This is a genomic window from Nocardioides luteus, assembly GCF_014648595.1.
Taxonomy (GTDB): domain Bacteria; phylum Actinomycetota; class Actinomycetes; order Propionibacteriales; family Nocardioidaceae; genus Nocardioides; species Nocardioides luteus.
In genome coordinates, this window is the sequence record NZ_BMRK01000012.1 from 98361 (window position 1) to 122746 (window position 24386).

Annotated in this window: 24 protein-coding genes and 3 tRNA genes; 11 read left to right on the forward strand and 16 right to left on the reverse strand. The window is 70.2% G+C overall.

Annotated features, from left to right (window positions below):
• Window positions 1-254: 254 nt before the first annotated feature.
• The 4 genes from IEY81_RS15630 to IEY81_RS15645 are packed head-to-tail and all read left to right on the forward strand — an operon-like array spanning window position 255 to window position 4152.
• Window positions 255-1559, forward strand: coding sequence for a formimidoylglutamate deiminase (locus IEY81_RS15630; RefSeq protein WP_189119404.1), 1305 nt, complete (start codon window positions 255-257; stop codon window positions 1557-1559).
• Window positions 1556-2713: an imidazolonepropionase gene (gene hutI / locus IEY81_RS15635; RefSeq protein WP_189119405.1), complete on the forward strand. Its 1158-nt coding sequence runs from the start codon at window positions 1556-1558 to the stop codon at window positions 2711-2713. Before IEY81_RS15630 ends, hutI begins: the two co-directional genes overlap by 4 nt.
• Window positions 2714-2722: 9 nt before the next feature.
• Entirely contained in the window at window positions 2723-3637 is a 915-nt protein-coding gene (locus tag IEY81_RS15640) for a fructosamine kinase family protein (protein ID WP_229787903.1), read from the forward strand.
• Window positions 3634-4152: an arsinothricin resistance N-acetyltransferase ArsN1 family B gene (locus IEY81_RS15645; RefSeq protein WP_189119406.1), complete on the forward strand. Its 519-nt coding sequence runs from the start codon at window positions 3634-3636 to the stop codon at window positions 4150-4152. Before IEY81_RS15640 ends, IEY81_RS15645 begins: the two co-directional genes overlap by 4 nt.
• Before the next feature lie 21 nt (window positions 4153-4173).
• Here the strand turns inward: IEY81_RS15645 and IEY81_RS15650 are convergent.
• The 6 genes from IEY81_RS15650 to IEY81_RS15675 all read right to left on the reverse strand — a co-directional run bounded on the left by IEY81_RS15650 (window position 4174) and on the right by IEY81_RS15675 (window position 8049).
• Window positions 4174-4246 (reverse strand) — tRNA-Glu (locus IEY81_RS15650).
• Between the two features lie 166 nt (window positions 4247-4412).
• A tRNA-Glu gene (locus IEY81_RS15655) sits at window positions 4413-4485 on the reverse strand.
• A 63-nt stretch (window positions 4486-4548) separates the two neighbouring features.
• A tRNA-Gln gene (locus IEY81_RS15660) sits at window positions 4549-4620 on the reverse strand.
• Between the two features lie 134 nt (window positions 4621-4754).
• Window positions 4755-5693 carry a CPBP family intramembrane glutamic endopeptidase gene (locus tag IEY81_RS15665; RefSeq protein ID WP_189119407.1) on the reverse strand — a complete coding sequence of 313 codons (939 nt, stop codon included), beginning with the start codon at window positions 5691-5693 and terminating at the stop codon, window positions 4755-4757.
• A 5-nt stretch (window positions 5694-5698) separates the two neighbouring features.
• Window positions 5699-7186 carry a glutamate--tRNA ligase gene (gene gltX, locus IEY81_RS15670; RefSeq protein ID WP_189119467.1) on the reverse strand — a complete coding sequence of 496 codons (1488 nt, stop codon included), beginning with the start codon at window positions 7184-7186 and terminating at the stop codon, window positions 5699-5701.
• A gap of 50 nt (window positions 7187-7236) precedes the next feature.
• Window positions 7237-8049, reverse strand: a complete 813-nt coding sequence (locus IEY81_RS15675) for a fumarylacetoacetate hydrolase family protein (RefSeq protein ID WP_189119408.1) — start codon at window positions 8047-8049, stop codon at window positions 7237-7239.
• Between the two features lie 137 nt (window positions 8050-8186).
• Between IEY81_RS15675 and IEY81_RS15680 the strand changes: the two genes are divergently transcribed.
• The 3 genes from IEY81_RS15680 to IEY81_RS15690 are packed head-to-tail and all read left to right on the forward strand — an operon-like array spanning window position 8187 to window position 10862.
• A complete protein-coding gene (locus IEY81_RS15680) occupies window positions 8187-9095 on the forward strand; it encodes a 3-methyladenine DNA glycosylase (protein WP_229787911.1) in 909 nt (302 codons plus the stop codon).
• Window positions 9096-9125: 30 nt separating this feature from the next.
• Entirely contained in the window at window positions 9126-10214 is a 1089-nt protein-coding gene (locus IEY81_RS15685) for an alpha/beta fold hydrolase (RefSeq protein ID WP_189119409.1), read from the forward strand.
• Window positions 10215-10253: 39 nt separating this feature from the next.
• Entirely contained in the window at window positions 10254-10862 is a 609-nt protein-coding gene (locus IEY81_RS15690; protein ID WP_229787904.1) for a pentapeptide repeat-containing protein, read from the forward strand.
• Window positions 10863-10886: 24 nt separating this feature from the next.
• Here IEY81_RS15690 and IEY81_RS15695 read toward each other — a convergent pair whose 3' ends face one another.
• On the reverse strand, window positions 10887-11456 hold the full coding sequence (locus IEY81_RS15695) for a TetR/AcrR family transcriptional regulator C-terminal domain-containing protein (protein WP_189119411.1): 570 nt from the start codon (window positions 11454-11456) through the stop codon (window positions 10887-10889).
• Window positions 11457-11567: 111 nt separating this feature from the next.
• Between IEY81_RS15695 and IEY81_RS15700 the strand changes: the two genes are divergently transcribed.
• The 3 genes from IEY81_RS15700 (at window position 11568) to IEY81_RS15710 (ending at window position 13595) form a co-directional block, all read left to right on the forward strand.
• Complete coding sequence (locus tag IEY81_RS15700; protein ID WP_189119412.1) at window positions 11568-12182, forward strand: biotin transporter BioY; 615 nt, start codon at window positions 11568-11570, stop codon at window positions 12180-12182.
• Entirely contained in the window at window positions 12179-12868 is a 690-nt protein-coding gene (locus tag IEY81_RS15705) for an energy-coupling factor ABC transporter ATP-binding protein (RefSeq protein ID WP_189119413.1), read from the forward strand. Before IEY81_RS15700 ends, IEY81_RS15705 begins: the two co-directional genes overlap by 4 nt.
• Before the next feature lie 124 nt (window positions 12869-12992).
• Window positions 12993-13595: an energy-coupling factor transporter transmembrane component T family protein gene (locus IEY81_RS15710; protein WP_189119414.1), complete on the forward strand. Its 603-nt coding sequence runs from the start codon at window positions 12993-12995 to the stop codon at window positions 13593-13595.
• Window positions 13596-13979: 384 nt separating this feature from the next.
• Here the strand turns inward: IEY81_RS15710 and IEY81_RS15715 are convergent, their stop codons facing one another.
• From IEY81_RS15715 to IEY81_RS15755, 8 genes are all read right to left on the reverse strand, one after another.
• On the reverse strand, window positions 13980-15389 hold the full coding sequence (locus tag IEY81_RS15715; RefSeq protein WP_189119415.1) for an amidase: 1410 nt from the start codon (window positions 15387-15389) through the stop codon (window positions 13980-13982).
• 9 nt (window positions 15390-15398) lie between these two features.
• Entirely contained in the window at window positions 15399-16349 is a 951-nt protein-coding gene (locus IEY81_RS24250) for a GNAT family N-acetyltransferase (protein ID WP_229787905.1), read from the reverse strand.
• A 105-nt stretch (window positions 16350-16454) separates the two neighbouring features.
• Complete coding sequence (locus IEY81_RS15730; protein WP_189119416.1) at window positions 16455-16991, reverse strand: NAD(P)H-dependent oxidoreductase; 537 nt, start codon at window positions 16989-16991, stop codon at window positions 16455-16457.
• Window positions 16992-17054: 63 nt separating this feature from the next.
• Entirely contained in the window at window positions 17055-18680 is a 1626-nt protein-coding gene (cimA, locus tag IEY81_RS15735; RefSeq protein ID WP_189119417.1) for a citramalate synthase, read from the reverse strand.
• A gap of 162 nt (window positions 18681-18842) precedes the next feature.
• Window positions 18843-20348: a serine/threonine-protein kinase gene (locus IEY81_RS15740; RefSeq protein ID WP_189119418.1), complete on the reverse strand. Its 1506-nt coding sequence runs from the start codon at window positions 20346-20348 to the stop codon at window positions 18843-18845.
• 63 nt (window positions 20349-20411) lie between these two features.
• Entirely contained in the window at window positions 20412-21491 is a 1080-nt protein-coding gene (locus tag IEY81_RS15745) for a branched-chain amino acid aminotransferase (protein WP_189119419.1), read from the reverse strand.
• A 104-nt stretch (window positions 21492-21595) separates the two neighbouring features.
• A complete protein-coding gene (locus IEY81_RS15750; protein ID WP_189119420.1) occupies window positions 21596-22651 on the reverse strand; it encodes a 3-isopropylmalate dehydrogenase in 1056 nt (351 codons plus the stop codon).
• A 9-nt stretch (window positions 22652-22660) separates the two neighbouring features.
• Entirely contained in the window at window positions 22661-22831 is a 171-nt protein-coding gene (locus IEY81_RS15755) for a hypothetical protein (protein ID WP_189119421.1), read from the reverse strand.
• Window positions 22832-23099: 268 nt separating this feature from the next.
• Here IEY81_RS15755 and IEY81_RS15760 point away from each other — a divergent pair, with 268 nt between their 5' ends.
• Window positions 23100-23669 (forward strand): O-methyltransferase, encoded by a 570-nt coding sequence (locus tag IEY81_RS15760; RefSeq protein ID WP_189119422.1) that lies wholly within the window; start codon window positions 23100-23102, stop codon window positions 23667-23669.
• A 12-nt stretch (window positions 23670-23681) separates the two neighbouring features.
• On the opposite strand, the gene IEY81_RS15765 is transcribed toward IEY81_RS15760, so the two are convergent.
• On the reverse strand, window positions 23682-24377 hold the full coding sequence (locus IEY81_RS15765; RefSeq protein WP_189119423.1) for a DsbA family oxidoreductase: 696 nt from the start codon (window positions 24375-24377) through the stop codon (window positions 23682-23684).
• Between the last annotated feature and the right edge of the window lie 9 nt (window positions 24378-24386).

Here is a 24386-nt window from a genome sequence, read left to right on the forward strand (position 1 = left end):
CCGCCGATGACCCACCCCACGCCGACCCGGCGCATCTGCCCCAAGATTTCACGCCCACTCGGCGCAACTGCCCCAGAAAATCACGCCCAGTCGGCGCATCTGCCCCGAGACCGGGCACGATCCGGTCCTCCAGATGCCCGCACTCGGGGCAGATACGCCAAGTGGGCGCTCGATCGTGAGGCAGATGCGCCGACTGGGCGTCGTGTCTCGGGGCAGATGCGCCGACTCGGCGGGGCGGGGGTGAGGGGCTCGTGATGCGGGTGTACGCGGAGCGGGGGCTCGTCGCGGGGCGGGAGGTGCGAGACCTGGCGATCGACATCGATGAGGCTGGCACGATCACCGCGCTGGTCGAAGGTGCGTCACCGGCCGGAGCCGACACCAGGCTCGGCGCCGTGCTGGCGGGATCGGGCAACGCTCATTCCCACGCGTTCCATCGCGCGCTGCGCGGGAGGACGCACGACCAGGGCGGGGACTTCTGGCGCTGGCGCGAGGAGATGTACGCCATCGCCGACCGCCTCACCCCCGACTCCTACGAGCGCCTGGCCGAGGCCGTCTTCGCCGAGATGCTGGTGACCGGCTGGACGTCGGTGGCGGAGTTTCACTACGTGCATCATCAGCCCGACGGGACACCCTACGAGGATTCCAACGCCTTCGGCGCCGCGCTCGCCCGGGCCGCCTGCAGCGTCGGCATCCGGCTGACCCTGCTCGACACCCTCTACCTCACCAGCGCCCCGGGCGAGCCGCTCCTGCAGGAGCAGCGCCGCTTCGGCGACGGCACCGCCGCGGCCTGGCTCGACCGGTGGCACCAGCTTGCCGAGTCCGCCACACAACACACGATCGGCGCCGCGATCCACTCGATCCGCGCCGTTGCCCCCGACGACATCGCGTTCGTCGCCGAGCATCTGCCCGCCGAGGCGCCGCTCCACGTCCACGTCTCCGAGCAGCCGGCGGAGAACGAGCAGTCGCTCGCGGCGTACGGCCGGACTCCGACGCAGGTCCTCGCTGACGCGGGCGCCCTCTCGCCGCGCACCTGGCTGGTCCACGCCACTCATCTGACCGAGACCGACATCGCGCTCATCGCCGACAGCGGCGCCGGCATCGTGATGTGCCCGACCACCGAGGCCGACCTCGGCGACGGGATCGGCCCGGCCCGCGAGCTCGCCGACGCCGGCGTCGGGGTCGCGCTCGGCTCCGACCAGAACGCGGTCGTCGACCCCTGGCTCGAGGTGCGCGGGCTCGAGGCCGGCGAACGGCTCCGCAGCCGCCAGCGCGGCCGCTTCTCCCCCACCGAGCTCGACACGGCCCGCGCGGACACCGGCTACGCCGCCGCCGGACTCTCCGGCGGCCTCCGGATCGGTGCCCCCGCCGACCTCGTGGAGCTCGACCCCGATTCCGTACGCACCACCGGCGCCGCCCTCGACCAGCTCGCCCTGGTGGCGACCGCCGGTGACGTGACCCGCGTCGTGGTCGGCGGCCGGGTGGTCGCCCACGACGGGCACCTCGCCGACGGCCGCGACCCGGCCCGGCTGCTGACCGACGCACTGAAGGAGCTGCGATGAGCCTGCTGCTGACCGACATCGGCGAGCTGACCACCCACACCGACGAGCACGGCACCCTGAACGACGCCGCGATCGTGATCGAGGACGGCCGGGTCGCCTGGATCGGCCCCGCCGACCGCGCCCCGGCAGCCGACGACCGAGAAGCCCTCGAAGGCCGAGCGGTCCTTCCCGGCTGGGTCGACTCCCACACCCACCTGGCCTCGATGGGCGACCGCGCCGAGGAGTTCGTCGACCGGATGGCCGGGCGGCCCTACCAGGCCGGCGGGATCGTGCGGACCGTCGAAGCAACCCGCGCAGCCGACGACCACGACCTCAGCACCCGCACGCGGGCGCTGCGCGAGGAGGCCTTCCGCGGCGGCACCACCACGATCGAGGCGAAGACCGGCTACGGCCTCGATGTCGAGACCGAGCAGCGATTGGCGCGGGTCAGCGCCGAGCACGCCGACATCGTGACCTACCTCGGCGCCCACGTGGTCCCGGCCGACGCCGACCGCCGCGACTACATCGACCTGGTCACCGGCGCGATGCTGGATGCGGTCGCACCTCACGCCACCTTCATCGACGTCTTCTGCGAGACCGGCGCCTTCGACGTCGAGGAGTCCCGCGAGATCCTCCTGGCCGGGCAGCGAGCCGGTCTCGGCCTCAAGGTCCACGGCAACCAGCTCGGCGAGTCCGGCGGCGTACGGCTCGCCGTCGAGCTCGGCGCCACCAGCGTCGACCACTGCAACCATCTGAGCCCCCAGGACATCGACGCGCTCGCCGGGTCGACCACCGTCGCCACGATCCTCCCCGCCTGCGACCTCTCCACCCGGGAGCCGTTCGCACCCGCACGAGAGCTGGTCGACGCCGGCGCCACGATCGCGATCGCCTCCAACTGCAACCCGGGCTCCTCCTTCACGACGTCGATGGCCTTCTGCGTCGCGACCGCGGTCCTCCAGCAGCGCCTCACCTTCGAGGAAGCGCTCTGGGCAGCGACGGTGGGCGGCGCCACCGCGCTCGGCCTCGACGACTCCGCCGGCCGGATCACCGAGGGCGGCCCCGCAGACCTGCACGCGCTCGACGCGCCGTCGGCCAAGCATCTCGCATACCGCCCCGGCGTACCTCTCACCCACAAGGTCTGGAAACGCGGCGCGAGCACGTCTCCCGCGCAGTAGCCTCAGCGAGTGGACTCGACCGGCCCGGACCTGCTGACCCGGCGACTCCAGCAGGCCGGGATGCGCGACGTCTGCACCGTCGAGCCGGCGAGCGGCGGTCTGGCAGCCGCCGCCGGGATCGCCCACCGCGCCGACGGCTCGCGGGTGTTCGTCAAGACGTTCGCCGACGCCGAGGCCACCGACGCCTTCGCCGCGGAGGCGGAGGGACTCCAGGCCCTGCGCGACCTCGGCGGGATGACGACGCCGGAGGTGCTCGCGGCCGACTCCAACGTGCTCGTCCTCGCGATGCTCGAGCCGAGACCCTCCAGCCAAGCCTTCTGGACCGACCTCGCCCACGACCTCGCCCGCCTCCACACCACCACGGCGCACGACCGTTTCGGCTGGCACCGCGACAACTGGCTCGGCCGCCGAAGACAGCGCAACCCGTGGGCGGACGACGGCCACGCCTTCTTCGCCGAGCACCGTCTGCTGCGCTGGCTCGAGGAGCCCGCGGTCGCTGGAGCGCTCGGCCCCGCCGACCGCGCTGCGCTCGAACGACTCTGCGACCGCCTCCCCGATCTGCTGCCCGACCGTCCGGCGTGCCTGACCCACGGCGACCTGTGGGCCCAGAACGTCCTGGCCACCCCCGGCGGACGACCGGCTCTGATCGACCCGGCCGTCTCCTACATGTGGGCCGAGGTCGATCTCGCCCACCTCTGGACCACCTCGCCGCCTCCCGAGTCCCGGAGCTTCTTCGACCTCTACGCCGAGCTCGTCGGGCTCGACCGCGACTGGCGCGACCGGATGCCGGTCCTCCAGCTCCGCCAGCACCTGGCCGTCATCGCTCAGTTCGACGACGACTGGGGTGCCGCCGACATGGTCCGCGCCACTCTCGCCCCTTTCCGCCGCAGCACCCCGACGAGCCCTGCCACCATGGAGACATGACCACCCGGACCATCCGCTCCGCCACCCCGGCCGACGGCGAGGCGTGCGCGAAGATCTACGAGCCGTACGTCCGTGACACCGTCATCTCCTTCGAGACCGAGCCACCGACCACCGAGGAGATGGCGCGTCGCATCGAGGCCGCGCTGACCGAGCACGCCTGGCTCGTGCTGGAGAGCGATGGCGAGGTCGTCGGCTATGCGTACGCCACCCAGCACCGCACCCGCGCCGCCTATCGCTACGCGTGCGACGTGAGCATCTACCTCGACCAGTCCCAGCGCGGCACCGGCGCCGGCAAGGCGCTCTATGCAGCCCTCTTCCCGCTCCTGGAGAAGCGCGGCTTCCACCGTGCGCTGGCCGGGATCGCCATCCCCAACGAGGCCAGCATCGGGATCCACCGCTCCTTCGGTTTCACCGAGGTCGGGACGTACCGCCGGATCGGGTGGAAGTTCGACGGCTGGCACGACGTGACCTGGATGCAGTTGGACTTGGGGATGCAAGAAGCCCCGAGTCAGTGACTCGGGGCTTCTCGTGCGTTGTACCCCCGACCGGATTTGAACCGGCGTTACCGCCGTGAGAGGGCGACGTCCTAGGCCGCTAGACGACGGGGGCTTGCACTGCTCGCTTCGGCCTTTCGGCCCCGCAAGCAGGAAGAACATTACCTGATGACCTGCCGATCCCCCACATCGGCACCCCCTTCCGAAACCGGCCCGTGACCAGCGCACACCGGAAATGACGAAGAGCCCCGAGTCAATGACTCGAGGCTCTTCCTGCGTTGTACCCCCGACCGGATTTGAACCGGCGTTACCGCCGTGAGAGGGCGACGTCCTAGGCCGCTAGACGACGGGGGCTTGCAGCGGGTGAAACCTTAGCGAACCGCTTCGGTGACTCCCAAATCCTCCGGAGAGGATCCGCTGGGCTACTAGGACTCGAACCTAGAATAACTGGACCAGAACCAGTCGTGTTGCCAATTACACCATAGCCCATCGTCTTTGTTGACTAACCTTGATGAGGTCGCCGACAAGATCGATTCGGGCCCTCGGGATCACTCCCTCGAACCGAGAGGAAACATTACCGGGGACGCCCCGGGCGACGAAATCGGCACGCCCGTTGCGCCCGATCATGGGCTCTTCGTGGTGGTCGAGACCCCGGCGGACCGGGCCGCCCACACCGTCAGACCGAGGAAGACGCCGGACTGGACCAGCGTGACCGGGATCCGCCACCACGACCCCTCGGTGGTGTTGAGCACCGTCGAGATGTCACCGAACGCCACCGCCATGCCGAGGCTGATGAAGTTGTTGAGCACGTGCATCGCGATGCCGGCCTCGATGCCGCCGGTGGCGATCACGCAGATGCCGGCGACGATGCCGAAGGCGAACCGGTCCAGGAACAGCGGCAGGTCCTGAGAGCCGTGGGCGAAGGCGAACAGGAGCGCGGTGATCGTCACCGAGACCGTCCGGGCGCCGAGCATGCCGCCGAAGAGCGAGCCGAAGGTCTGGAAGATGTAGCCGCGGAAGAGGTACTCCTCCCCTGCCGCCTGCAGCGGGGTGAGCAGCACGATCACGAGCACGAAGTCGCGCATCGTGGTCGTGTAGGGGTTGAGGGTGCTGGGCCCGAGGTCGTCGCCCGGGATCGGCAGCCGCGAGGCGACGATGATCGTGACCACCATGGTGACCGCGGCGATCCCGAGGCACTGCATCAGCCATGGCCAGCGGATCCGCCGCTCGACCGAGGCCAGCCAGCCCGGCCTCAGCCCGTGCAGCCCCCAGCACAGCACCATCGCCGCCGGGATCGCCCCGGCCAGCGAGAGCAGCAGGAACGCCAGCGATTCCGGCGTGACGTTCTCCACGTCGGCGACGGCGGCCATCGAGGTCGCGACGTCGTCACCGGTGAGCACGAAGAAGAGCTCGAACCCGGCCAGCACCACTGCCGGCGAGACGAAGAAGACGCACAGCCCGATCAGGATGATCCCGATCAGGGGCCGCCCCCAGCCGCTGCGCCCGCTGCGCTGCACCTGGTAGTACGCCAGTCCCGAGGGCGGCTCCATGACCGTGCTCATCCCGCCTACTTCCCGAGTGCCGCCTTGAGACGACCCAGCGTACGCTCCCGGCCGAGCAGCTCCATGGATTCGAACAGCGGCGGGCTGATCCGCTTGCCGGTGACCGCGACCCGCACCGGGCCGTACGCCTTGCGCGGCTTGAGCCCGAGGCCGTCGATCAGAGCGGCGGTGAGCGCGTCCTGGATCTCCGCGGTCGACCACGCGTGCAGCCTGTTGAGCGCGTCGTAGGAGGCCTGGACGACCTCGATGCCGGCCTCGTCGAGCAGCTTGGCGGCGTCCTCCTCGTCGAGAGTGAAGTCGGACTCCGGGACGAAGAGGAACCGCAGCATGTCGGCGGCCTCGCCGAGCTTGTTGATCCGCTCGGCGACCAGCGGCATCGCCTGCTCCAGCATCTGCGCGTCGGCGTCGGAGACCGGGTCGGAGACGATGCCGTCGGCCTTGAGATACGGGATCACCCGGTGGGTGATCTCCTCGACCGGCAGCAGCCGCATGTGGGAGGCGTTGATCGCCTCGGCCTTCTTGATGTCGAAGCGCGCCGGGTTCTTGACCACGTCGGAGATCTCGAAGGCCTCGACCATCTCCTCCATGGTGAAGATGTCGCGGTCGGCCGCGATCGCCCAGCCGAGCAGCGCCACGTAGTTGAGCAGCCCCTCGGGAAGGAAGCCCTCCTCGCGGTACTTCAGCGCGTGGGCCTCCGGGTCGCGCTTGGAGAGCTTCTTGTTGCCCTGGCCCATGACGTACGGGAGGTGGCCGAACTCCGGAGCACGCTCGGCGAGACCGATCTCGACGAACGCGTCGAAGAGCGCGACCTGGCGCGGGGTGCTCGAGAGGAGGTCCTCACCACGGAAGACATGGGTGATCTTCATGGTGGCGTCGTCGACCGGCGCGGTGAGCGTGTAGAGCGGGTCGCCGTTCGCGCGAGCGAGCGCGTAGTCGGGGACGTGCTTGGTCTCGAAGGTCACCTCGCCACGGACGAGGTCGTCGAAGGTGATCGAACCGTCGGGCATGCGGAAGCGCGGGACCGAGGTGCGGCCCTCCGCCTCGTACGCCTTGATCTGCTCCTCGCTCAGGTCGCGGCAGTGGTTGTCGTAACCCTGGGTCGGCGCCTCGAGCTTCTCGCCGGCGGCCTTCGCGGCCTTGTAGGCGGCCAGCCGCTCCTCGTAGCGGGCGGTGGTCTCCTCGCCGGTGCAGTAGCACTCGTAGACGTAGGAGGAGGCGCGCAGCCGGGCGAGCGCGTCGGCGTAGATCTCCGAGCGCTCGGACTGGCGGTAGGGGCCGTAGGGGCCGCCGACCTCGACGCCCTCGTCCCAGTCGAGGCCGAGCCAGCGCATCAGGTCGAGGAGGCCGTCGTAGGACTCCTGGGTGTTGCGGGCCTTGTCGGTGTCCTCGATGCGGAAGACGAAGGTGCCGCCGTGGTGGCGCGCGAAGGCCCAGTTGAACAGGGCGGTGCGGACCAGACCGACGTGGGGCGAACCCGTCGGCGAGGGTGCCATCCGGACGCGGTAGTCCTTGGGCTCGAGGGTGCCGGTCTTTCCAATGCCAGTCAACGCTGTGCCACCTTGTTCGTCAGAGCTCCGAGCCCCTCGACGAAGATCTCGATCTCGTCGCCGGGCTCCATGGGACCGACACCCTCGGGGGTGCCGGTGAGGATCACATCGCCCGGCAGCAGCGTCATCACGCTGCTGATGTGGGCGATCAGCTTCGGGATGTCGTGGACGAGGTCCTTCGTGGACCCGTCCTGGACGACATCGCCGTTGAGGAATGTCTGGATGCGTACGCCGGCGGCCAGCTGCTCCGTCTCGACGTCGGTCTCGATCCAGGGACCGAGCGGGCAGAAGGTGTCGTAGCCCTTCGCCTGCGAGAAGTGCTTGGTGCGGCGCTGGACGTCGCGCGCGGTCACGTCGTTGGCGACCGTCATGCCGTAGATGACGTCCTTCACCTTCTCCACCGGCACGTCGCGGCAGATCCGCCCGATCACGATCGCCAGCTCGCCCTCGAAGTGGAGGTCCTCGACACCGCTCGGCCGCTGGATCGCGTCGTCCGGGCCGCAGACCGCCGTGTTGGGCTTGATGAAGAAGAGCGGCTCCTCCGGGACCTCGTTGCCGAGCTCGGCGGCGTGCTTGGCGTAGTTGCGGGCGACCGCGACCACCTTGCTCCGCGGGATCACGGGCGCGAGCAGCTTGACGTCTTCGAACTTGTGGACCTGGTCGGTGATGTTGACACCCGAGAACAGCGGGTCGCCCTGGAGCGCGACGACGGTCGCGTCCTCGCTGAGCTGGCCGTAGCCGTCGAGGTCCCCCATGACGACGCCGAACTGGGGCTCGCCACCCTTGGTCGTGAATCTGGCGATACGCACATGGTGAGCCTATCCGGAGATCGCTCTCCTCCGGTGGTCGAGCCTGTCCCCGCCGGAGGTCGAGCCTGTCGAGACCCCGACCACCTCCCACCGGAGGTCGAGCCTGTCGAGACCCCCTCTACGCTGAACACGTGCCAATGTCTCGTGAGGAGTGGACCGCCCGCGCCGCAGCCCACCGCTCCCGCCTGGCGCCCTACGTCGAGCCCCACCTCGCCCGTCGCGGCGCCCGGGTCAAGCACCCGGTCAACGACTTCCTCTTCACCTACTACTCCTACCGACCCGCCCACCTCCTCCGCTGGCACCCCGGTTACGGCGTGCGGCTGGAGGACGCCGAGGAGTACGCCTCTTTGCGCGGCTACTCGGACGGCTCCGTCACCTCCGAGTTCCTCGCCGACAAGCGCCTGCTGATCGAGACCCTCCTCAAGCTGCTGCGAGCGACCGCCTCCCGCGAGGCCCACTTCGGCTGCTTCGGCCTCCACGAGTGGGCGATGGTCTACCGGCTGACCCCGGAGCAGGTACGCCACGCCGACTGGCCGCTCCGCCTCGGCACCACCGGCACCGACCGCGTGGTCGAGTCCCACCGGATCGCGTGCAGCCACTTCGACGCGTACCGCTTCTTCACCCCGCCCGCCGCCCCGCTCAACACCCTCTCCCCGCGCTCCGACGACCGCGCCGACTTCGAGCAGCCGGGCTGCCTCCACGGCAACATGGACCTCTACAAGCACGCCTTCCGGCTCTCGCCGCTGATCTCCTCCGACCTGGTGGCCGACTGCTTCGAGCTCGCCTGGGAGATCCGCACGATGGACATGAAGGCCGCCCCCTACGACCTCTCCGACCTCGGCCTCGACCCGATCCGCATCGAGACGGCTGCGGGGAAGCAGGAGTACGCCGCCGCCCAGCGCTCGTTCGCCGAGCGCGCCGCACCGCTGCGCGAGCGGCTGATCGGCGAGTGCGAGCGGCTGCTCGAGGAAGTCAGCCTCGTCCCGACCGCCTCGAGCGAACATGTGACAGACGTCATGTCCGCTCAGGGGATGTCGCCGCCGTGACTCAGCCGGCCGGGTTACGTTAGCCCCACCATGGCTCTCCTTCCCCGCCCCCGAAAGGCCGCCGCCTCGATCGCCACCACCGTTGGCGCGGCGGCGGGGAACGTCGCTCACTCGCTGCTCTACGGCGGGCTCGCCGACCTGCGGCCGATGCCGCGCACGCTGATCGACGACGGCAACCGGCGCGAGCTCTACCACTACCGGCCGCTGGCGGGGACGACGCCGGAGGGCGACCCGGTGCTGCTGGTGACGCCGCTGGCGGCACCGGCGCTCTGCTACGACCTGCGGCGCGACTGCTCGGTCGTGGAGCATCTGGTGGGGACGGGGCGGCCGACGTATCTGGTCGAGTACGGCGAGGTGAACTTCTCCGACCGCAGCCTCGGCATCGAGCACTGGATCAGCCATGTGGTCCCCGAGGCGATCCGGTCGGTCTCCGAGCACGCCGGTGGACGGTCGGTGCACGTCGTCGGCTGGTCGCTGGGCGGGATCTTCACGATGCTCACCGCCGCCGACTTCCCCGACCTGCCGATCGCGTCGCTGTCGGTGCTCGGGTCGCCCTGCGACGTACGTCAGGTGCCGATGATCGCGCCGCTGCGCCCGCTGCTCAACCTGCCGCCGGGCAACCTGGTGACGACGGCCTACCAGGCCTTCGGCGGCGCCCCGAAGCCGCTGGTCAGGTGGGCTTTCCAGATCTCGTCGGTGGACAAGATGTTCACCAAGCCGGTCGCGAAGCTGTCCAACCTGGCCGACCGCGAGTTCCTCGCCCAGCTCGAGGCGGTCGACCGGTTCACGGACAACATCATCGCCTACCCAGGGCGTACGTTCGGGCAGCTCTACCACCACTTCTTCCGCACCAACGCGCTGTTCAACGGGCAGATCGACCTGGGCGACCACCAGGTCTACCTCTGCGACATCAAGCAGCCGACGCTGGTGGTCGCAGGTGCCAATGACGGCATCGGACCGGTCGCGGCCGTGAAGCCGCTGATCGACCTGCTCACCGGCGCCGACGAGCTCCGGTTCGAGGTCGTGCCCGGTGGGCACCTCGGGCTGCTCACCGGCCGCGACGCGCGCACCACGACCTGGCCGCTGCTCGACGAGTGGTTCACCCAGCACGACGCCTGATCGGGGCGACTGTCGGTGGTCGGTGGCAGGCTGTGCGCCATGTCGAACCCACCCGCCGAGGCGACGGATGACCACTTCCGCGACGAGGACTGGTACGCCGCCGACCTCACCGGAGCGCGCTTCGTCGACTGCGTCTTCAGCGACGTCGACCTGACCGAGGGGACGACGTCTGGGGCGCTCTTCGAGCGGTGCACGTTCCACGGCGGCCGGTTCAACGCCTCGACCCACATCGGCTCGGCGTTCGTCGGCTGCGACTTCCGGCGGACCAGCTTCTTCGACGCGACCTTCGAGGGCTGCAAGCTCAGCGGCAGCGAGTTCTCCGGCTGCACCCTGCGGCCGATGAAGGTGACCGGCGGCGTGTGGCGCGGCGTCTCGCTGCGTGGCGCCGACCTCAGCCGGCTCGACCTGGCCGGGCTGGACCTGCGCGACTCCGACCTGTCGCTGGCCGACCTCACCGATGCCGTGCTGCGGGACGCTCAGCTCGACGGAGCCACGCTCGAGGAGACGAAGCTGCGCGGCACCGACCTCCGCGGCGCGAGCCTCGACCGCGTCGACCTGTCCGCGGCCTCGCTGCGCGGCACGCGGCTCGATCTCGCCGGAGCAGTGCTGCTCGCCGAGCTGCACGGGGCGGAGGTCGACACCGTCTGAGCTCTCCGCGCCTCGGCCCCGACCTCAGCGGTCGGGCGAGGCCTCGCGTACAGCCTTGGCCATCGAGATGCCCGCGGTGATCAGGCCGAGCCCCGCGACGAAGTCGTCGGTGTCGCGTACGTCGTCCTCGATCGCGCCTGCGGCGGCCGCCTGGAGGTGGGTCTGCTCGTCGACGGCGTGACCGTAGACGAAGTGGAGCAGGGTGCGGGCGGCGGTCGGAGCGAGGTCGCCGAGGCCGCCGTCGGTGAGCGCCTGAACGAGGTCGTCGTGGGGCTGGGACGCGCCGAGGCCGAAGGACCAGACGGTCGCCACGACCTCGGCGCCGTCGCGGTAGGCGAGCAGCGAGTCGCGCAGGTCGGTGCAGATGCCGGTGACGCGTACGTCCCAGGCTCCGGTCTGCTCGTGCCGGCCGCGGCGGAGGATCTCGTCGGCGACGGCGGCAAGCAGCGACTGCTTGTTGGCGAAGTGGTGGTAGAGCGCGCTGGGACGTACCCCTAGCTCGGTGCCGAGACGGCGCATCGTCAGGTCGGCGAGACCGTAGTCGTCGAGGACCTGCAGCGCGCGTGCGACGACGTCCTCACGGCGGTATCGCATGTTGCTCCCAGGGGCCGGGTGGTGGGACGAAGTGGACGAAGACGTACGACGACCTTAACCTGAACACCGTTCACCTGACCAAGGTTCAGGTCTGAGTACGCAGGAGCGAGTATGACCGAGTCCCCCACCAGCGCCGAGTCGACCCCGGAGGCCGACGACTCGAGGCCGGCCCGGTTCACGACCACCGACATCGCACTGATCGCCGCCTTCACCGGTCTGATCTGCGCTTCCACCCTGGTCGGCGACATCCCGACCGGCACCGCCGTGCCGATCACCCTGCAGACGTTCGCGATCGCGCTCTCGGGGGCGCTGCTCGGTCCCGTACGCGGCTTTCTCGCCGTCGCGCTCTACCTCCTCCTCGGCGGCATCGGGCTGCCGGTCTACGCCGACCACACCTCCGGCTTCGCGAAGTTCGCCGGCATCTCCGGCGGCTACCTGGTCTCGTTCCCGCTGATGGCCGCGCTGGTCGGTTACCTGGTCAAGTACGTCGCCGGGCCCGGCCGCACCCGTGCCGTGGTCATCTTCGCGTGCTCGATCGCCGGCTCGATCCTGATCGTGCACCCGCTCGGGATCGCCGGGATGATGATCTACTCGGGCGAGCCGCTGAGCACCGTGTGGAAGTGGGACCTGCCGTTCTGGTTCGGCGACCTGGTCAAGACCGGGCTCGTCGCGATCGTCGCCGCCGAGGTCCACCGCGCGTTCCCGAACCTGCTGCGCCGCCGATGATCGAGCTCGACGCCGCGTCGGTCGCGCTTCCCGAGGACGAGGGCGGCCGGGTGCTCCTGTCCCCCACCTCGCTGACGCTGGCCGAGCGCCGGGTCGCGATCATCGGCGGCAACGGCTCCGGCAAGTCCACCCTCGCGCGGCTGCTGAACGGGCTGGTGACCGCGACCTCGGGGCGGGTCGTCGTCGACGGGCTCGACGTCGCGCGCAAGGGCAAGGAGGTACGCCGCCGGGTCGGGTTCTGCTTCACCGACCCCGCCGCGCAGCTGGTCATGCCGACCTGCGTCGAAGACGTCGAGCTGTCCCTGCGGCGCACCGTGCGCTCTGCCTCCGAACGGCACGCGCGAGCGATGGAGGTGCTGGCGCGGTTCGGGCTGGAGGGTCTGGCATCGCAGTCGGTGCACACGCTCTCGGGCGGGCAGCGGCAGCTGCTGGCGCTGGCCGGCGTGCTGGCCGCCGAGCCGTCGATCGTCGTCGCCGACGAGCCCACCACGCTGCTCGACCTGGCCAACACCCGGCTCGTCGCCGACGCGCTCTTCGGCCTCTCCCAGCAGCTCGTGCTCGTCACCCACGACCTCACGCTCGCCGCGCAGTGCGACCGCGCGCTGGTCGTCGCCGACGGCGCGGTCACCTTCGACGGACCGGCACCTGATGCGGTCGCGCACTACACGCAGTCGGTGGGGGCATGAGCGGGGCGGGGGTCTGGGGCGAAATTCCCGCCATGGCGGGGTTATTCGGGCCTCTGCCCGCGCGGGGGGTCGCAGATTCCCGCCATGGCGGGAATCTCCCCGACCCCAGGCGCGAGGACCGCCGATGAGCTACCTCCTCGGCGCCTACATCCCCGGCCGCAGCCTGCTGCACCGCACCCCCGCCGGCGTGAAGCTCCTGGTGCTGCTGGTCTTCAGCACCCTGTTGGTCGTCCTCCACGGCTTGATCGCGACCGGCGTGCTCTTCGCGATCGCGGTGGTCTTCACGGTCATCGCCCGGCTGCCGATGCGGCAGGTGGGGCGGGCGGCCCGCGGCGTACTCCTGGTCGCGCTCGTCCTCTCCGCCCTGCAGGGGTACGCCCACGGCTGGCCGCGTGCGGTCGAGGCCGGCGTCGACCTGATCTCCCTCGCCCTCGGCGGCCTCATCCTGACCGCGACCACCGAGGTCAACGCGATGCTGGACCTGTTCACCCGGCTCATCACGCCGCTGCGCCCGATCGGTGTCAACCCCGACGGCGTCGCCCTGGTGATCGGCCTGGCCATCACCAGCATCCCCGCCAGCATCGCCCTCCTCCTCGAGACCCGCGACGCCGCCCGCGCCCGCGGCATCCGCCACCCCCGCGCGTACCTCTCCCCCTTCGTCATCCGCCTCGTCGCCCGCGCCCACGAGACCGGCGACGCCCTCAAGGCCCGCGGCCTCGGCGACTGACACCGCCCGCCGAAGCGGCGCCTCCGTCGGCCGAAGCGTCACCCAGGTCGGGCGAAGCGTCACCCTCGCCGACCGAGACGTCATCGCCGTAGGCCGAGGCGTCGCCACGGTCGAACGAGTTGGCAGTACGTGACGTCTCGACCGCCCTAAGTGACGTTTCGGCCTCCTTCCTGAGATCTCAGCCGACCGCACCGACGCTTCGGTCGAAACGTCGCTGGCGTCGGCCGAGACGTCGCTACCGTCGTCCGAGACGTCGCTACCGTCGGACGAGGCGTCGCTACCGTCGGACGAGTTGGCAGTACGTGACGTCTCGACCGGCCTAACTGACGCCTCGACCGGCCTAACTGACCTCTCGGCCGACCCAGCTGACGTCTCGGTGGGAAGTCACCAACCAGGAGGTACGCGGCCGGCCCAGGGGGCGGCGGCCTCGATCTGGGCGGCGAGGGAGAGGAGGAGGGGTTCCTCGGCGGGCCGGGCGGCGAGCATGACGCCGACGGGGAGGCCGGTGGGGGTCTGGTGGAGGGGTAGGGAGATGGCGGGCATGCCGGTGACGTTCCAGGCCGACGTCCAAGGGGTGAACTCCTTCTGGGCCTGGAAGTCGGCGGCAGGGTCGGCGTCGTTGCGGATGGCACCGACCGGGGGTGGCGGGGTGGCGAGGGTGGGGGTGAGGACGGCGTCATAACCGGCGAGCGCCTCCAGTGCGCCAGCGGCGAAACGGCGCAGCTCGGCGAGCGCGAGACCGAAGGCCGGTCCGCTGACCGCCTCGCCGCGCTCGGTGAGCCATGCAGTGAGAGGCCGGATCTTCGACCGCTGGGACGGGTCGAGCGGGACGACCGACATCGCGGTGCCGACGGCCCAGACGGTCTCGAAGACGGCGACCGCCTCCTCGGGCAGCGGCCGCGGGATGTCGACGATCTCGTGGCCCAGCGACTCCAGCAGCGCGGAGGCGTTCTCCCACGCCGCGACGCACTCGGCGTCGACCGCGGCATCAGGGGCGATCAGCGGTTCGATGAAACGGGCGATCCGTAGCCGCCCCGGCGGCCGCTCGCACGCGTCCAGGAACGGCAGCGGCTCCTCGGGCGCCCAGAACGGGTCCCCGGTGCGCCGCCCGGCCAGTACATCGAGAAAGGCCGCAGCATCGCGCACCGACCGTGCGATCGGGCCGGCGGTAGCGAGCCCGGCCGCGTCGCCGTACATCGGCGAGGGCGAGATCCGCCCGCGGGTCGGCTTCAGGCCGACCAGGCCGCAGCAGGAGGCCGGGATGCGGATCGACCCGCCGCCGTCGGAACCCTGCGCGACCGGCACCAGCCCGGCGGCGACCGCCGCGGCGGCGCCTCCGGAGGAGCCGCCGGCGATCCGCGTACGGTCCCAGGGGGTGACGGCGGGCGGCGCGACGTCGGGCTCGGTGTAACAGGGTGAGCCGAACTCGGGGGTGTTGGTCTTCCCGAGCGAGATCATCCCGGCCGCCTCGATCGACAGCGTCACGTTGTCGGAGACGTCGGGTACGTACGACGCGTAGGCCGCCGACCCGAAGGTCGTGCGCACCCCGCGGGTGAGGTTGAGGTCCTTGATGGCGGTGGGTACGCCCCACAGCGGCGAGGCGCCGACAGGCTTGACCACGAGCTCCCGCGCACAGGTCGAGATGTGCTCCTCGGCCACGGTGACGAACGCGCCCACGTCGTCGAGCCGGTCGATCCGGTCGAGATAGTGCTCGGCGAGCTCACCCGGCGAGACCTCGCACCGGTGAAGCAGCTCTCCCTGTTCCAGGGCGGTCAGATCATGCAGCTCGGCCACCCATGCAGGCTATCCCCACTCGCTCTCGAGCATCGCGTAGTGCACCAGTGTCGTCCACTCCCCTTTGAACCAGTCGGCCTCCCGCGCGACCGCCTCCTTCCGCATCCCGAGCCGCTCGACCACCCGTGCTGACGCCGTGTTGCGCTCATCGACCCTGGCCGTGACCCGGTGCAGACCGAGCCCGTCGAAGGCCAGCCCGAGCAGCGCCCGCGCCGTCTCGGTGGCGAAGCCACGGCCGTGGAACTCCGGGTTGATCACATACCCGATCTCCCCCGAGCGCTGCTCCTCGCTGTGCCAGAAGAGCACGGCGTCACCGATGAGGCGGCCCTCGTGCTCGACTCCGAGGCTGATCACCTCGCCCTCGCGACGCAGGACGGACGGGCGGCGCGAGGGTGCGTACGCCTCGCGCAGCTGCTCGCGGTCGCGCGGGACGGGCGGGATGTAGCGGCAGACCTCCTCGAGCGAGAGGTAGGCATGGAGGTCGTCGAGGTCACGCTCGAGGTCGATCGGGCGCAGGGACAGCCGCTCGGTGGTGATCGGGTAGTCCGGCGCGAAGACCGGCTCGCCGAGCTCCTGGAAGAGGCTCAGGTGGAGGCCGGCAGGGCCGTCGAGACGCGCGTTGAGCGACTCCCACGGCGTCCGGGTGGGCGGCGCGACCAGCCTCGCCCCGGCAGCGACGAGCCGGTCGGCCGCACCAGCGGAGTCCTCCACCTCGAAGGCCACTCGTACGTGCCCGGCGGTCGGGCGCCCGACCTCGACCTCGTCGATGTAGCCGTGCTGGGCGGGGTTGGCGAGCTCCAGCGTCGCCCGGCCGGCGTCGAGGATGGTCACGTGAGCCTCCCCCGGCCCGGAGAAGGCGGCCTCCTCGGGGAGCCCGAGGGTGTCGCGGTAGAACGCCACCGCCTCGTCGTAGTCCTCGGCCTCGACCACCAGGCGCAGCTGCTTCACGGGTCCGCTCATGACCGCAACGTACGGCCGAACCGCCTCGCGCGCACGCGATAAAACGACGAAGGTCAGGTCTCCCCCCGCAGAGACCTGACCTTCGTGGTGTCGCCCGAGAAGGGCTCAGACAGCGGGCGTGAAGCTCGCGAGCTTGGCGACGGCCTCGCGGAAGCGGGCCTGGGCGTCGGCGTCGGTGAAGACGTCGATCTCGTGGACCGGCTGGGAGACGATGGCGTCCTCGACGACGATCGCGCCGCCGATGCCGGCCGAGCGAGCGGCGTCTGCGTGGGACCACTTGGCGCCGTAGGGGGTCGGCGCGACGCCGACGACCGAGAGGATCTTGCCCTTGAGCACGCCCGCGGCGTAGGGACGCGAGAGCCAGTCGATCGCGTTGTTGATCACGGCCGGCATGGTGCCGTTGTACTCCGGCGTCACGATCAGCACGCGGTCCGCCTCGTCGATCACCTTGCGGAGCTGGGTCACGCCCTCGCCCGGGTCCGCCTCGAGGTCCTCGTTGAAGAACGGCAGCTCGCCGAGCCCCTCGACGATCTCCAGGACCACACCCTCAGGCGCCTCCGCAGCGAGCTTCTCGGCGAGCTTGCGGTTGAGGGAGTCGGCGCGCAGGCTGCCAACGAGTACGGCGATGCGGGTGTCGGTCACAGGTTCTCCTCGAGAGAAGCGGAAAGTTCAATGTTGAAGCCTGAACGTACGCTCCTCCGCGATTCATTCCGCGACGGTGGCCTCCAGGGGTGTGGTCTCCCCCACACGCCCCTCGCCCAGGTGTCGGTGGAGCCCGAAGGTGAGCCCGTCGACCAGCGCCTCCCAGGACGCCTCGATCACGTTCGAACCGACCCCCACCGTCGTCCACGACGTCGACCCGTCGGAGGTCTCGATCAGCACCCGCGTACGCGCGTCGGTGCCGTGACCCTGGTCGAAGAGCCGCACCTTGAAGTCGATCAGGTCGAAGTCGGCGACCACCGGGAACGCACGCGTGATAGCGGCCCGCAGCGCCTGGTCGAGGGCGTTGACCGGACCATTTCCCTCGCCCGTCTCGACGTGACGTACGCCGCCGGCGTGGATCTTCACGATCGCCTCGGTCGACAACGCTGCCCCGGAGCCGCCACCGCGTGCCTCCGAGATGACCCGCCACGACTCGACCTCGAAGAAGGAGGGACGCGCGCCCTCGACCTCCTCGATGAGCAGCAGCTCGAAGGAGGCGTCGGCGGCCTCGAAGGTGTAGCCGCGCTGCTCGGCCGCCTTGACCCGCTCGGTCACCCGAGTCACCAGGTCGCGGTCCTCGGAGAGGTCGTAGCCGAGCTCGCGGCCCTTGAGCTCGATCGAGGCCCGCCCTGCCATGTCCGAGACCAGCAGCCGCATGTCGTTGCCGACACCGGCCGGGTCCATGTGCTGGTAGAGGTCGGGGTCGACCTTGATCGCGGAGGCGTGCAGACCGGCCTTGTGGGTGAAGGCCGAGGCCCCGACGTAGGGCTGACGGCCGGCGGGCGGCACGTTGGTCACCTCGGCCACCGCGTGCGCGACGCGGGTCGCCTCGCCCAGCAACCCCGTGGGCAGTACGTCGCGGCCCATCTTCAGCTGCAGGTTGGCGACCACGGAGACGAGGTCGGCGTTGCCCGTACGCTCCCCGTAGCCGTTGATGCAGCCCTGGACGTGCATGGCGCCGGCGTCGACGGCGGCCAGCGAGTTGGCGACCGCGCACCCGGTGTCGTTGTGGCAGTGGATCCCCACCGCGCCGTGGGTCTGCTCGCGCACGTCGTGGACGACCTCGGAGACCCAGGTCGGCAGCATCCCGCCGTTGGTGTCGCACAGCGCGACCACCTCCGCGCCGGCCTCGTAGGCGGTCTTGAGGACCTCCAGCGCGTAGTCGCGGTTGGCCCGGTAGCCGTCGAAGAAGTGCTCGGCGTCGAGGAAGACCTGCTGGCCCTCCTCGCGCAGGTGGGAGACGGTGTCGCGGACCATCGCGAGGTTCTCCTCGAGCGTGGTGCGCAGCGCGAGCTCGACGTGGCGGTCGTGGGACTTGGCCACGAGGGTGACGACACCGGCTCCGGAGTCACGCAGCGCTGCGACCTGCGGGTCGTCGGCCGCCCGTACCCCCGCGCGCCGGGTCGAGCCGAAGGCCGCCAGCCGGGCATGCTTCAGGTCGAGCTCGTCGACCGCGCGGCGGAAGAACTCGGTGTCCTTGGGGTTGGCTCCGGGCCAGCCACCCTCGATGAACCCGACGCCCAGCTCGTCGAGGTGACGCGCGATCGCGAGCTTGTCGGCGACGCTGAGATTGAGGCCCTCCTGCTGCGCACCGTCGCGCAGGGTGGTGTCGTAGACGTGGAATTCCATGGCTCTGTGTCCTCGGGGTCCTCGGGCTGGGCAACAAAAAACCCTCTCGGGAACGAGAGGGTGGCGCGTCGGGCAGGTGCTCGACGCGCTAGCGAATGATGATGACTGTGGTCGTCATGGCCTTGATACTGCCACGAAATCTCCGTCTGTGGGACGGCTGTCTCACCAGCCGAGGAGCTCGACCCACCAGGGCTCGTCGCCCCCGGAGAACTGCGAACCCTCCTCCGAGACGGTCTGCAGCGGGAAGAGCGCGAGCGTCAGCGCCACGGCGAACCCGAGGATCCAGGGCACCCAGCGCACCGAGATCCGGCGCACCGCGCTGGTCACCGGATCCCGCAGCCGGTCGCGCCCGGAGCCGGTCCACAGCGCCAGCACGAAGGCCAGTCCGGAGAGCCCGAGCGTCGCCTCGAGCGAGAGCTGCAGCGCGAACCCGATCAGCACCGCGGCCACCACGAACCCGAAGCCCCACACGCCGACCACGAAGGTCTTCGGCAGCGAGCGGACCAGCCGCCAGGGCGCACCGATGAGGAGGCGGGGCGCGTCGTGCCACTTACGGCCGCGATACCACCGCCAGCGGCGCAGGTCACCGGCGGCGAGGGTGCCGGCGCGGATCAGCCAGGCAGCACCCAGCACGACCCAGAAGCCGGTGCTCGGGAACGCCGCGATCACACCCACGGCGAAGGCGAGCAGCGCGAGCCATAGGGCTGCGCGGCGCAGCTTCTCCAGGCCGCCGACCGACCGCGGCCCGGCCGGGGCCACCGGCATCACCGGGGCGACCGGGGTGGTGGCCTTCTCCCGCTCGGCCCGGTCGCTCAGCGAGAGCTGCTCGACCGGCTTGTGCACGAACAGCTTTCGCGGCGTACGCAGCCACTCGCGCAGCTCGTCCAGGGTCGGGCGATCAGCAGGGTCGGGCGAGAGCGCCTGAGCCAGCACGCCGCGCAGCGGTTGCGGCACTCCCTCCAGGTCGTGATCGCCGCGCCGGGCGCGGTCCATCAGCTTCATCGGGTTGCCCTCGCCAAAGGGCGGACGGCCGGTGGCTGCGTACGTGACCACGGCTGCCCACGAGTGCACGTCGGAGGCGGGGGTGGCGGGGTCGCCCACCGCGATCTCGGGCGGCAGATAGCCGGGCGTGCCGATCAGCAGGCCGGTGACGGTGATCTTCGGGTCGTCGGTGACCCGGGCCAGCCCGAAGTCGATCAGGATCGGGGTGCCGTGGTCGAGGATGATGTTGGCGGGCTTGATGTCGCGATGGAGCACACCGACCGCATGGCAGTCGGCGATGCCCTCGGCCAGGTCGCTGGCCAGCTGCTCGGCCTTGCCGCGCGCGAGCGGGCCGTCGTTGACGATCTTGTCGTGCAGCGTCGGCCCTTGGACGTAGCGGGTCGCCAGCCACGGCACCTGGCCCCACGGGTCGGCGTCGACCACGCCGGCTACCCACCTGCTGCGCACGCGCTGCAGCGAGGAGACCTCGCGCGCGAGCCGCTGCCGGCCCTCCTGGTCGCCCACGAACTGGGTGCGCAGCACCTTCAGCGCGACCTGCTCACCGCTCGTGCGGTGGCGGGCCAGATGGACCCGGCCCATGCCGCCCTCACCGAGCAGCGAGAGCAGGTCGTAGCCACCAACGGTGTCCCGATGGTCGGCCAGGGGACGGCGTGGGGCTGTCGTCACACGACAAACCTTATCCGCCGGCGCCGTCCCCGATCCGTTGCCGACACTCGAACAGAGCCCGAGTCAGACGATCTTGCGCATCCAGCCGTAGGTGTCCTCGGCGCGGCCGAACTGGATGTCGACCAGCTGCTTGCGGATCGTGCGCCAGACCTCACCGTCACCGGCGGAGGCGATGGAGCCCTCCTTGTGGACGAGCTCGCCGACGGGGGTGACCACGGCGGCGGTGCCGCAGGCGAAGACCTCGGTGATCTCACCGGACTCGACGCCGGACTTCCACTCGTCGATCGCGAACTTGCGCTCCTCGACGGTGTAGCCGAGCTTGCCCGCGAGCTCGATGATCGAGGAGCGGGTGATGCCCTCGAGGATGGTGCCGGTCTCGGGGGTGACGATGCGGCCGTCGGCGTAGACGAAGTAGAGGTTCATGCCGCCGAGCTCCTCGACGTACTTGCCCTCCTGCGCGTCCAGGAAGACGACCTGGTCGCAGCCCTGCGAGGAGGCCTCGGCCTGGGCGACCAGCGAGGAGGCGTAGTTGCCGCCGGTCTTGGCCGCGCCCATGCCGCCGCGCCCGGCGCGGGTGTAGTCCTCGGTGAGCCAGATCCGCACCGGCTTCACGCCGCCCTTGAAGTAGGAGCCGGCCGGCGAGGCGATGACCATGTAGGTCACGTGCTGGGCCGGGCGGACGCCGAGGAACGACTCCGAGGCGAACATGAACGGCCGCAGGTAGAGGCTCTTCTCGTCACCTTCGGTGGCCTCGGGCACCCAGCGCTGGTCGACCTTCACCAGGTCGAAGACGGTCTGCACGAAGTCCTCGACCTCGAGGACGGGCAGCGCGAGCCGCTCGCTGGAGCGGACCATCCGGGCGGCGTTCGCCTCGGGGCGGAAGGACCAGATCGAGCCGTCGGCGTGACGGTAGGCCTTCATCCCCTCGAAGATCTCCTGGGCGTAGTGCAGCACTGCTGCCGACGGGTCCAGGCTGATCGGTGCGTACGCCTCGATGCGACCGTTGTGCCAGCCCTGTTCGGGCGTCCACTCGACGGTCAGCATGTGGTCGGTGAAATGGTTGCCGAAGCCTGGGTTCGCCAGGACCTCCGCGAGGTGCTTGTCGGTGGCCGGTTGGGTCGACAATGTGGTGCTGATCTCCATGACCATGAGATTAGTCCTGTTCTTCGATTCAGACGTAAGTGATGAGGACAGACGAAGGGCCGGGCGCAGATTCTTCTGCGCCCGGCCCTGTCGAGGATGAGCGTCTAGCCGGCTACGCGGGCGGCGATCGCGTCGCCGACCTCGGAGGTCGTACGAGGCGAGGTGCCGCGCTCGGAGAGGTCGGCGAGCACGGCGGCGTCGATGGCGGCGGCAGCCTCGAGGTGGCCGAGGTGCTCGAGCAGAAGGGCCCCGGACAGGATGGCTGCGGTGGGGTCGGCCTTCTGCTGGCCGGCGATGTCGGGGGCCGAGCCGTGGACGGGCTCGAACATCGAGGGGAACTCGCGCGAGGAGTTGATGTTGCCGGAGGCGGCCAGGCCGATGCCGCCGGTGATGGCAGCGGCGAGGTCGGTGATGATGTCGCCGAAGATGTTGTCGGTGACGATCACGTCGAAGCGGGAGGGGTCGGTGGCGAGGAAGATCATCACCGCGTCGATGTGGAGGTAGTCCACGGTGACGTCGGGGAACTCCTCGGCGACCTGCTGGGTGATCCGCCACCACAGCGACCCGGCGTTGACGAGCACGTTGGTCTTGTGGACCAGGGTCAGCTTCTTCCGCGGGCGCGCCTGGGCGCGGGCGAAGGCGTCGCGCACGACCCGCTCCACGCCGTACGCGGTGTTGACGGAGGTCTCGGTGGCGACCTCGTGCGGGGTGCCGACGCGCATCGCGCCACCGTTGCCGGTGTAGAGGCCCTCGGTGCCCTCGCGGACGACGACGAAGTCGATCTCACCCTTGTCGAGCACAGCCTGCGACAGCGGGGAGGTCGCCCCCGGGAAGAGTCGCGAGGGGCGCAGGTTGACGTAGTGGTCGAGCTCGAAGCGGAGCTTCAGCAGGAGCCCGCGCTCGAGGATGCCCGGAGGCAGGTTGGGGTCGTTGGGCTTGCCGCCGACCGCGCCGAGCAGGATCGCGTCCTGCTCCTTGATCTCGGCGAGGACGGACTCGGGAAGCACCTCACCGGTGGCGAGGTAGCGCTCGGCGCCGAGGTCGTAGCGGGTCTGCTCGAACTTGACGGGCGCGGCGACCTCGAGCACCTTCAGCGCCTCGGCGGTCACCTCCGGTCCGATGCCGTCGCCGGGGATCACTGCGAGGTTGGTCGTAGACATACGGCGAGACTAGTTGTCGTCGGGACGCTGGCCGCCGTTGTCCCGCAGGTCGAGCGCCTGCTGGACCGCGGCGATGGTGTTCTCGACGCTGTGCGGGTTCTCGGGGTCGTGGCTGGCCGGCCCCCACTCGCGGCTCCAACCGCTGAATTCGGCAGGGCTCTCGGGGTACATCGCGTACATGGCTTCTTCCTTACACACTTCGGGAATCAAAGGGGTGTGGGAGAGAAGCCGGGGGTCTATGAGAGACGGAAGCCACCGCGACGAGGTGGCTTCTCCTGCGGTCGTTACCGCCGGGCCCCGTCGCGGCACTCGAGTACGAGAAAAATGCTCCGCATGGTGATTCGACGGTAACCCGAGGAACGCCTCGAACGCGTCATTTTGGACGAATGGTCCGCGATTCGAGACACCAGTGCGCGCGCTCACACCGGATATCGGGAAGACTGTTCCTGTGAGCGCACCCCCAGAGCTGCCAGACATCGTGACTCGTGCCTTCGACGTCTCCCGTCGCGCGGGCTATGTGTCGTTCTGCCGCAACGAGACCGGACGTCTGCTGGCGACTCTGGCGGCCACCCGCAGCGGCACCATGGCGGAGTTCGGCACCGGCTGCGGCGTCGGCACCGCCTGGCTGCGCAGCGGCGTACGCGGCGAGGCCGCCCAGATCGTCTCCGCCGAGCTCGACGAGCACCTGGCCAAGGAGGCCGCGGAGATCTTCGCCGACGACCACCTGGTCGAGGTGATCGCCGCCGACTGGGGGATCCTCCGCGACCGCGGTCCGTTCGCGCTGCTCTTCCTCGACGCCGAGACCCCCGGCGGGGTCTCCCCCGACCAGCTCGCCGACCTCGTCGAGGAGGGCGGCGTCGTGGTCATCGACGACCTCATCCCCACTGACCTGTGGCCGCCGATCGTCTACGGCCGCGTCGACACCCTGCGTGAGTCCTGGCTCACCGACGAGCGCTTCACCACCGTCGAGGTCATGGTCGCCCCCGACACCAGCGTGCTGCTCGCCACCAAGCGCTGAGACTCAGATTGCTCAGATCGCGCAGCCGTCGGGGCCGCAGGCGTCCCCGTCACCGACGATGGTGAGCGCCGGCTTGGTCTCCGCGTACACCTTCTCCAGGAGCTGGCTGAACAGCTCGGTCGGCTGGGCGCCGGAGACGCCGTACTTCTTCTCCACGACGTAGAACGGCACCCCGGTCGCGCCGTAGGCGCGGGCCTGGTCGATGTCGGCCTGTACGTCACCGGCGAACTCCTCGCTCGCCAGCACCTCGTCGACGCGGCCGGCGTCGAGGCCGACCGCGACGGCGGACTTCCTCAGCACGGCGTGGTCGCCCATGGACTCCCCTCGGGTGAAGTACGCAGCGAGCAGCTCCTCCTTGAGCGCGGCCTGCTTGCCCTCGGCCTTGGCCAGGTGGAGCAGCCGGTGGGCGTCGATGGTGCGCGCGTGCGGGGTGTCCTCGTGGCGGAACTCGAGACCGGCCGCGGCGGCAGGCACGTTGGCCTGCTTCATCATCTCGCGGGCCTGGTCGACGGAGGTGCCGAACTTCTTCGCCAGAGCCTCGACGGTCGTCTCGACCGGCCCCTCGGGCGCGGTCGGGTCGAGCTCAAAGGAGTGGTAGACGATCTCCACCTCGTCGCTGTGCTCGAAGCCGTCCAGGGCCTCCTCGAGGTGGCGCTTGCCGATGTAGCACCAGGGGCAGACGACGTCGGACCACACATCAATACGCATGTGGTGGGA

Bases quoted from the DNA above. Each gene is read 5' to 3' on its own strand.
- IEY81_RS15745 (WP_189119419.1), bottom strand. From the start codon at position 21,491: ATGGAGATCAGCACCACATTGTCGACCCAACCGGCCACCGACAAGCAC.
- IEY81_RS15685 (WP_189119409.1), top strand. From the start codon at position 9,126: ATGGCTCTCCTTCCCCGCCCCCGAAAGGCCGCCGCCTCGATCGCCACC.
- IEY81_RS15680 (WP_229787911.1), top strand. From the start codon at position 8,187: ATGTCTCGTGAGGAGTGGACCGCCCGCGCCGCAGCCCACCGCTCCCGC.
- IEY81_RS15700 (WP_189119412.1), top strand. From the start codon at position 11,568: ATGACCGAGTCCCCCACCAGCGCCGAGTCGACCCCGGAGGCCGACGAC.
- IEY81_RS15705 (WP_189119413.1), top strand. From the start codon at position 12,179: ATGATCGAGCTCGACGCCGCGTCGGTCGCGCTTCCCGAGGACGAGGGC.
- IEY81_RS15750 (WP_189119420.1), bottom strand. From the start codon at position 22,651: ATGTCTACGACCAACCTCGCAGTGATCCCCGGCGACGGCATCGGACCG.
- IEY81_RS15765 (WP_189119423.1), bottom strand. From the start codon at position 24,377: ATGCGTATTGATGTGTGGTCCGACGTCGTCTGCCCCTGGTGCTACATC.
- IEY81_RS15645 (WP_189119406.1), top strand. From the start codon at position 3,634: ATGACCACCCGGACCATCCGCTCCGCCACCCCGGCCGACGGCGAGGCG.
- gltX (WP_189119467.1), bottom strand. From the start codon at position 7,186: ATGGCACCCTCGCCGACGGGTTCGCCCCACGTCGGTCTGGTCCGCACC.
- IEY81_RS15690 (WP_229787904.1), top strand. From the start codon at position 10,254: ATGTCGAACCCACCCGCCGAGGCGACGGATGACCACTTCCGCGACGAG.
- cimA (WP_189119417.1), bottom strand. From the start codon at position 18,680: ATGGAATTCCACGTCTACGACACCACCCTGCGCGACGGTGCGCAGCAG.
- IEY81_RS15665 (WP_189119407.1), bottom strand. From the start codon at position 5,693: ATGAGCACGGTCATGGAGCCGCCCTCGGGACTGGCGTACTACCAGGTG.
- IEY81_RS15695 (WP_189119411.1), bottom strand. From the start codon at position 11,456: ATGCGATACCGCCGTGAGGACGTCGTCGCACGCGCGCTGCAGGTCCTC.
- hutI (WP_189119405.1), top strand. From the start codon at position 1,556: ATGAGCCTGCTGCTGACCGACATCGGCGAGCTGACCACCCACACCGAC.
- IEY81_RS15755 (WP_189119421.1), bottom strand. From the start codon at position 22,831: ATGTACGCGATGTACCCCGAGAGCCCTGCCGAATTCAGCGGTTGGAGC.
- IEY81_RS15710 (WP_189119414.1), top strand. From the start codon at position 12,993: ATGAGCTACCTCCTCGGCGCCTACATCCCCGGCCGCAGCCTGCTGCAC.
- IEY81_RS24250 (WP_229787905.1), bottom strand. From the start codon at position 16,349: ATGAGCGGACCCGTGAAGCAGCTGCGCCTGGTGGTCGAGGCCGAGGAC.
- IEY81_RS15630 (WP_189119404.1), top strand. From the start codon at position 255: ATGCGGGTGTACGCGGAGCGGGGGCTCGTCGCGGGGCGGGAGGTGCGA.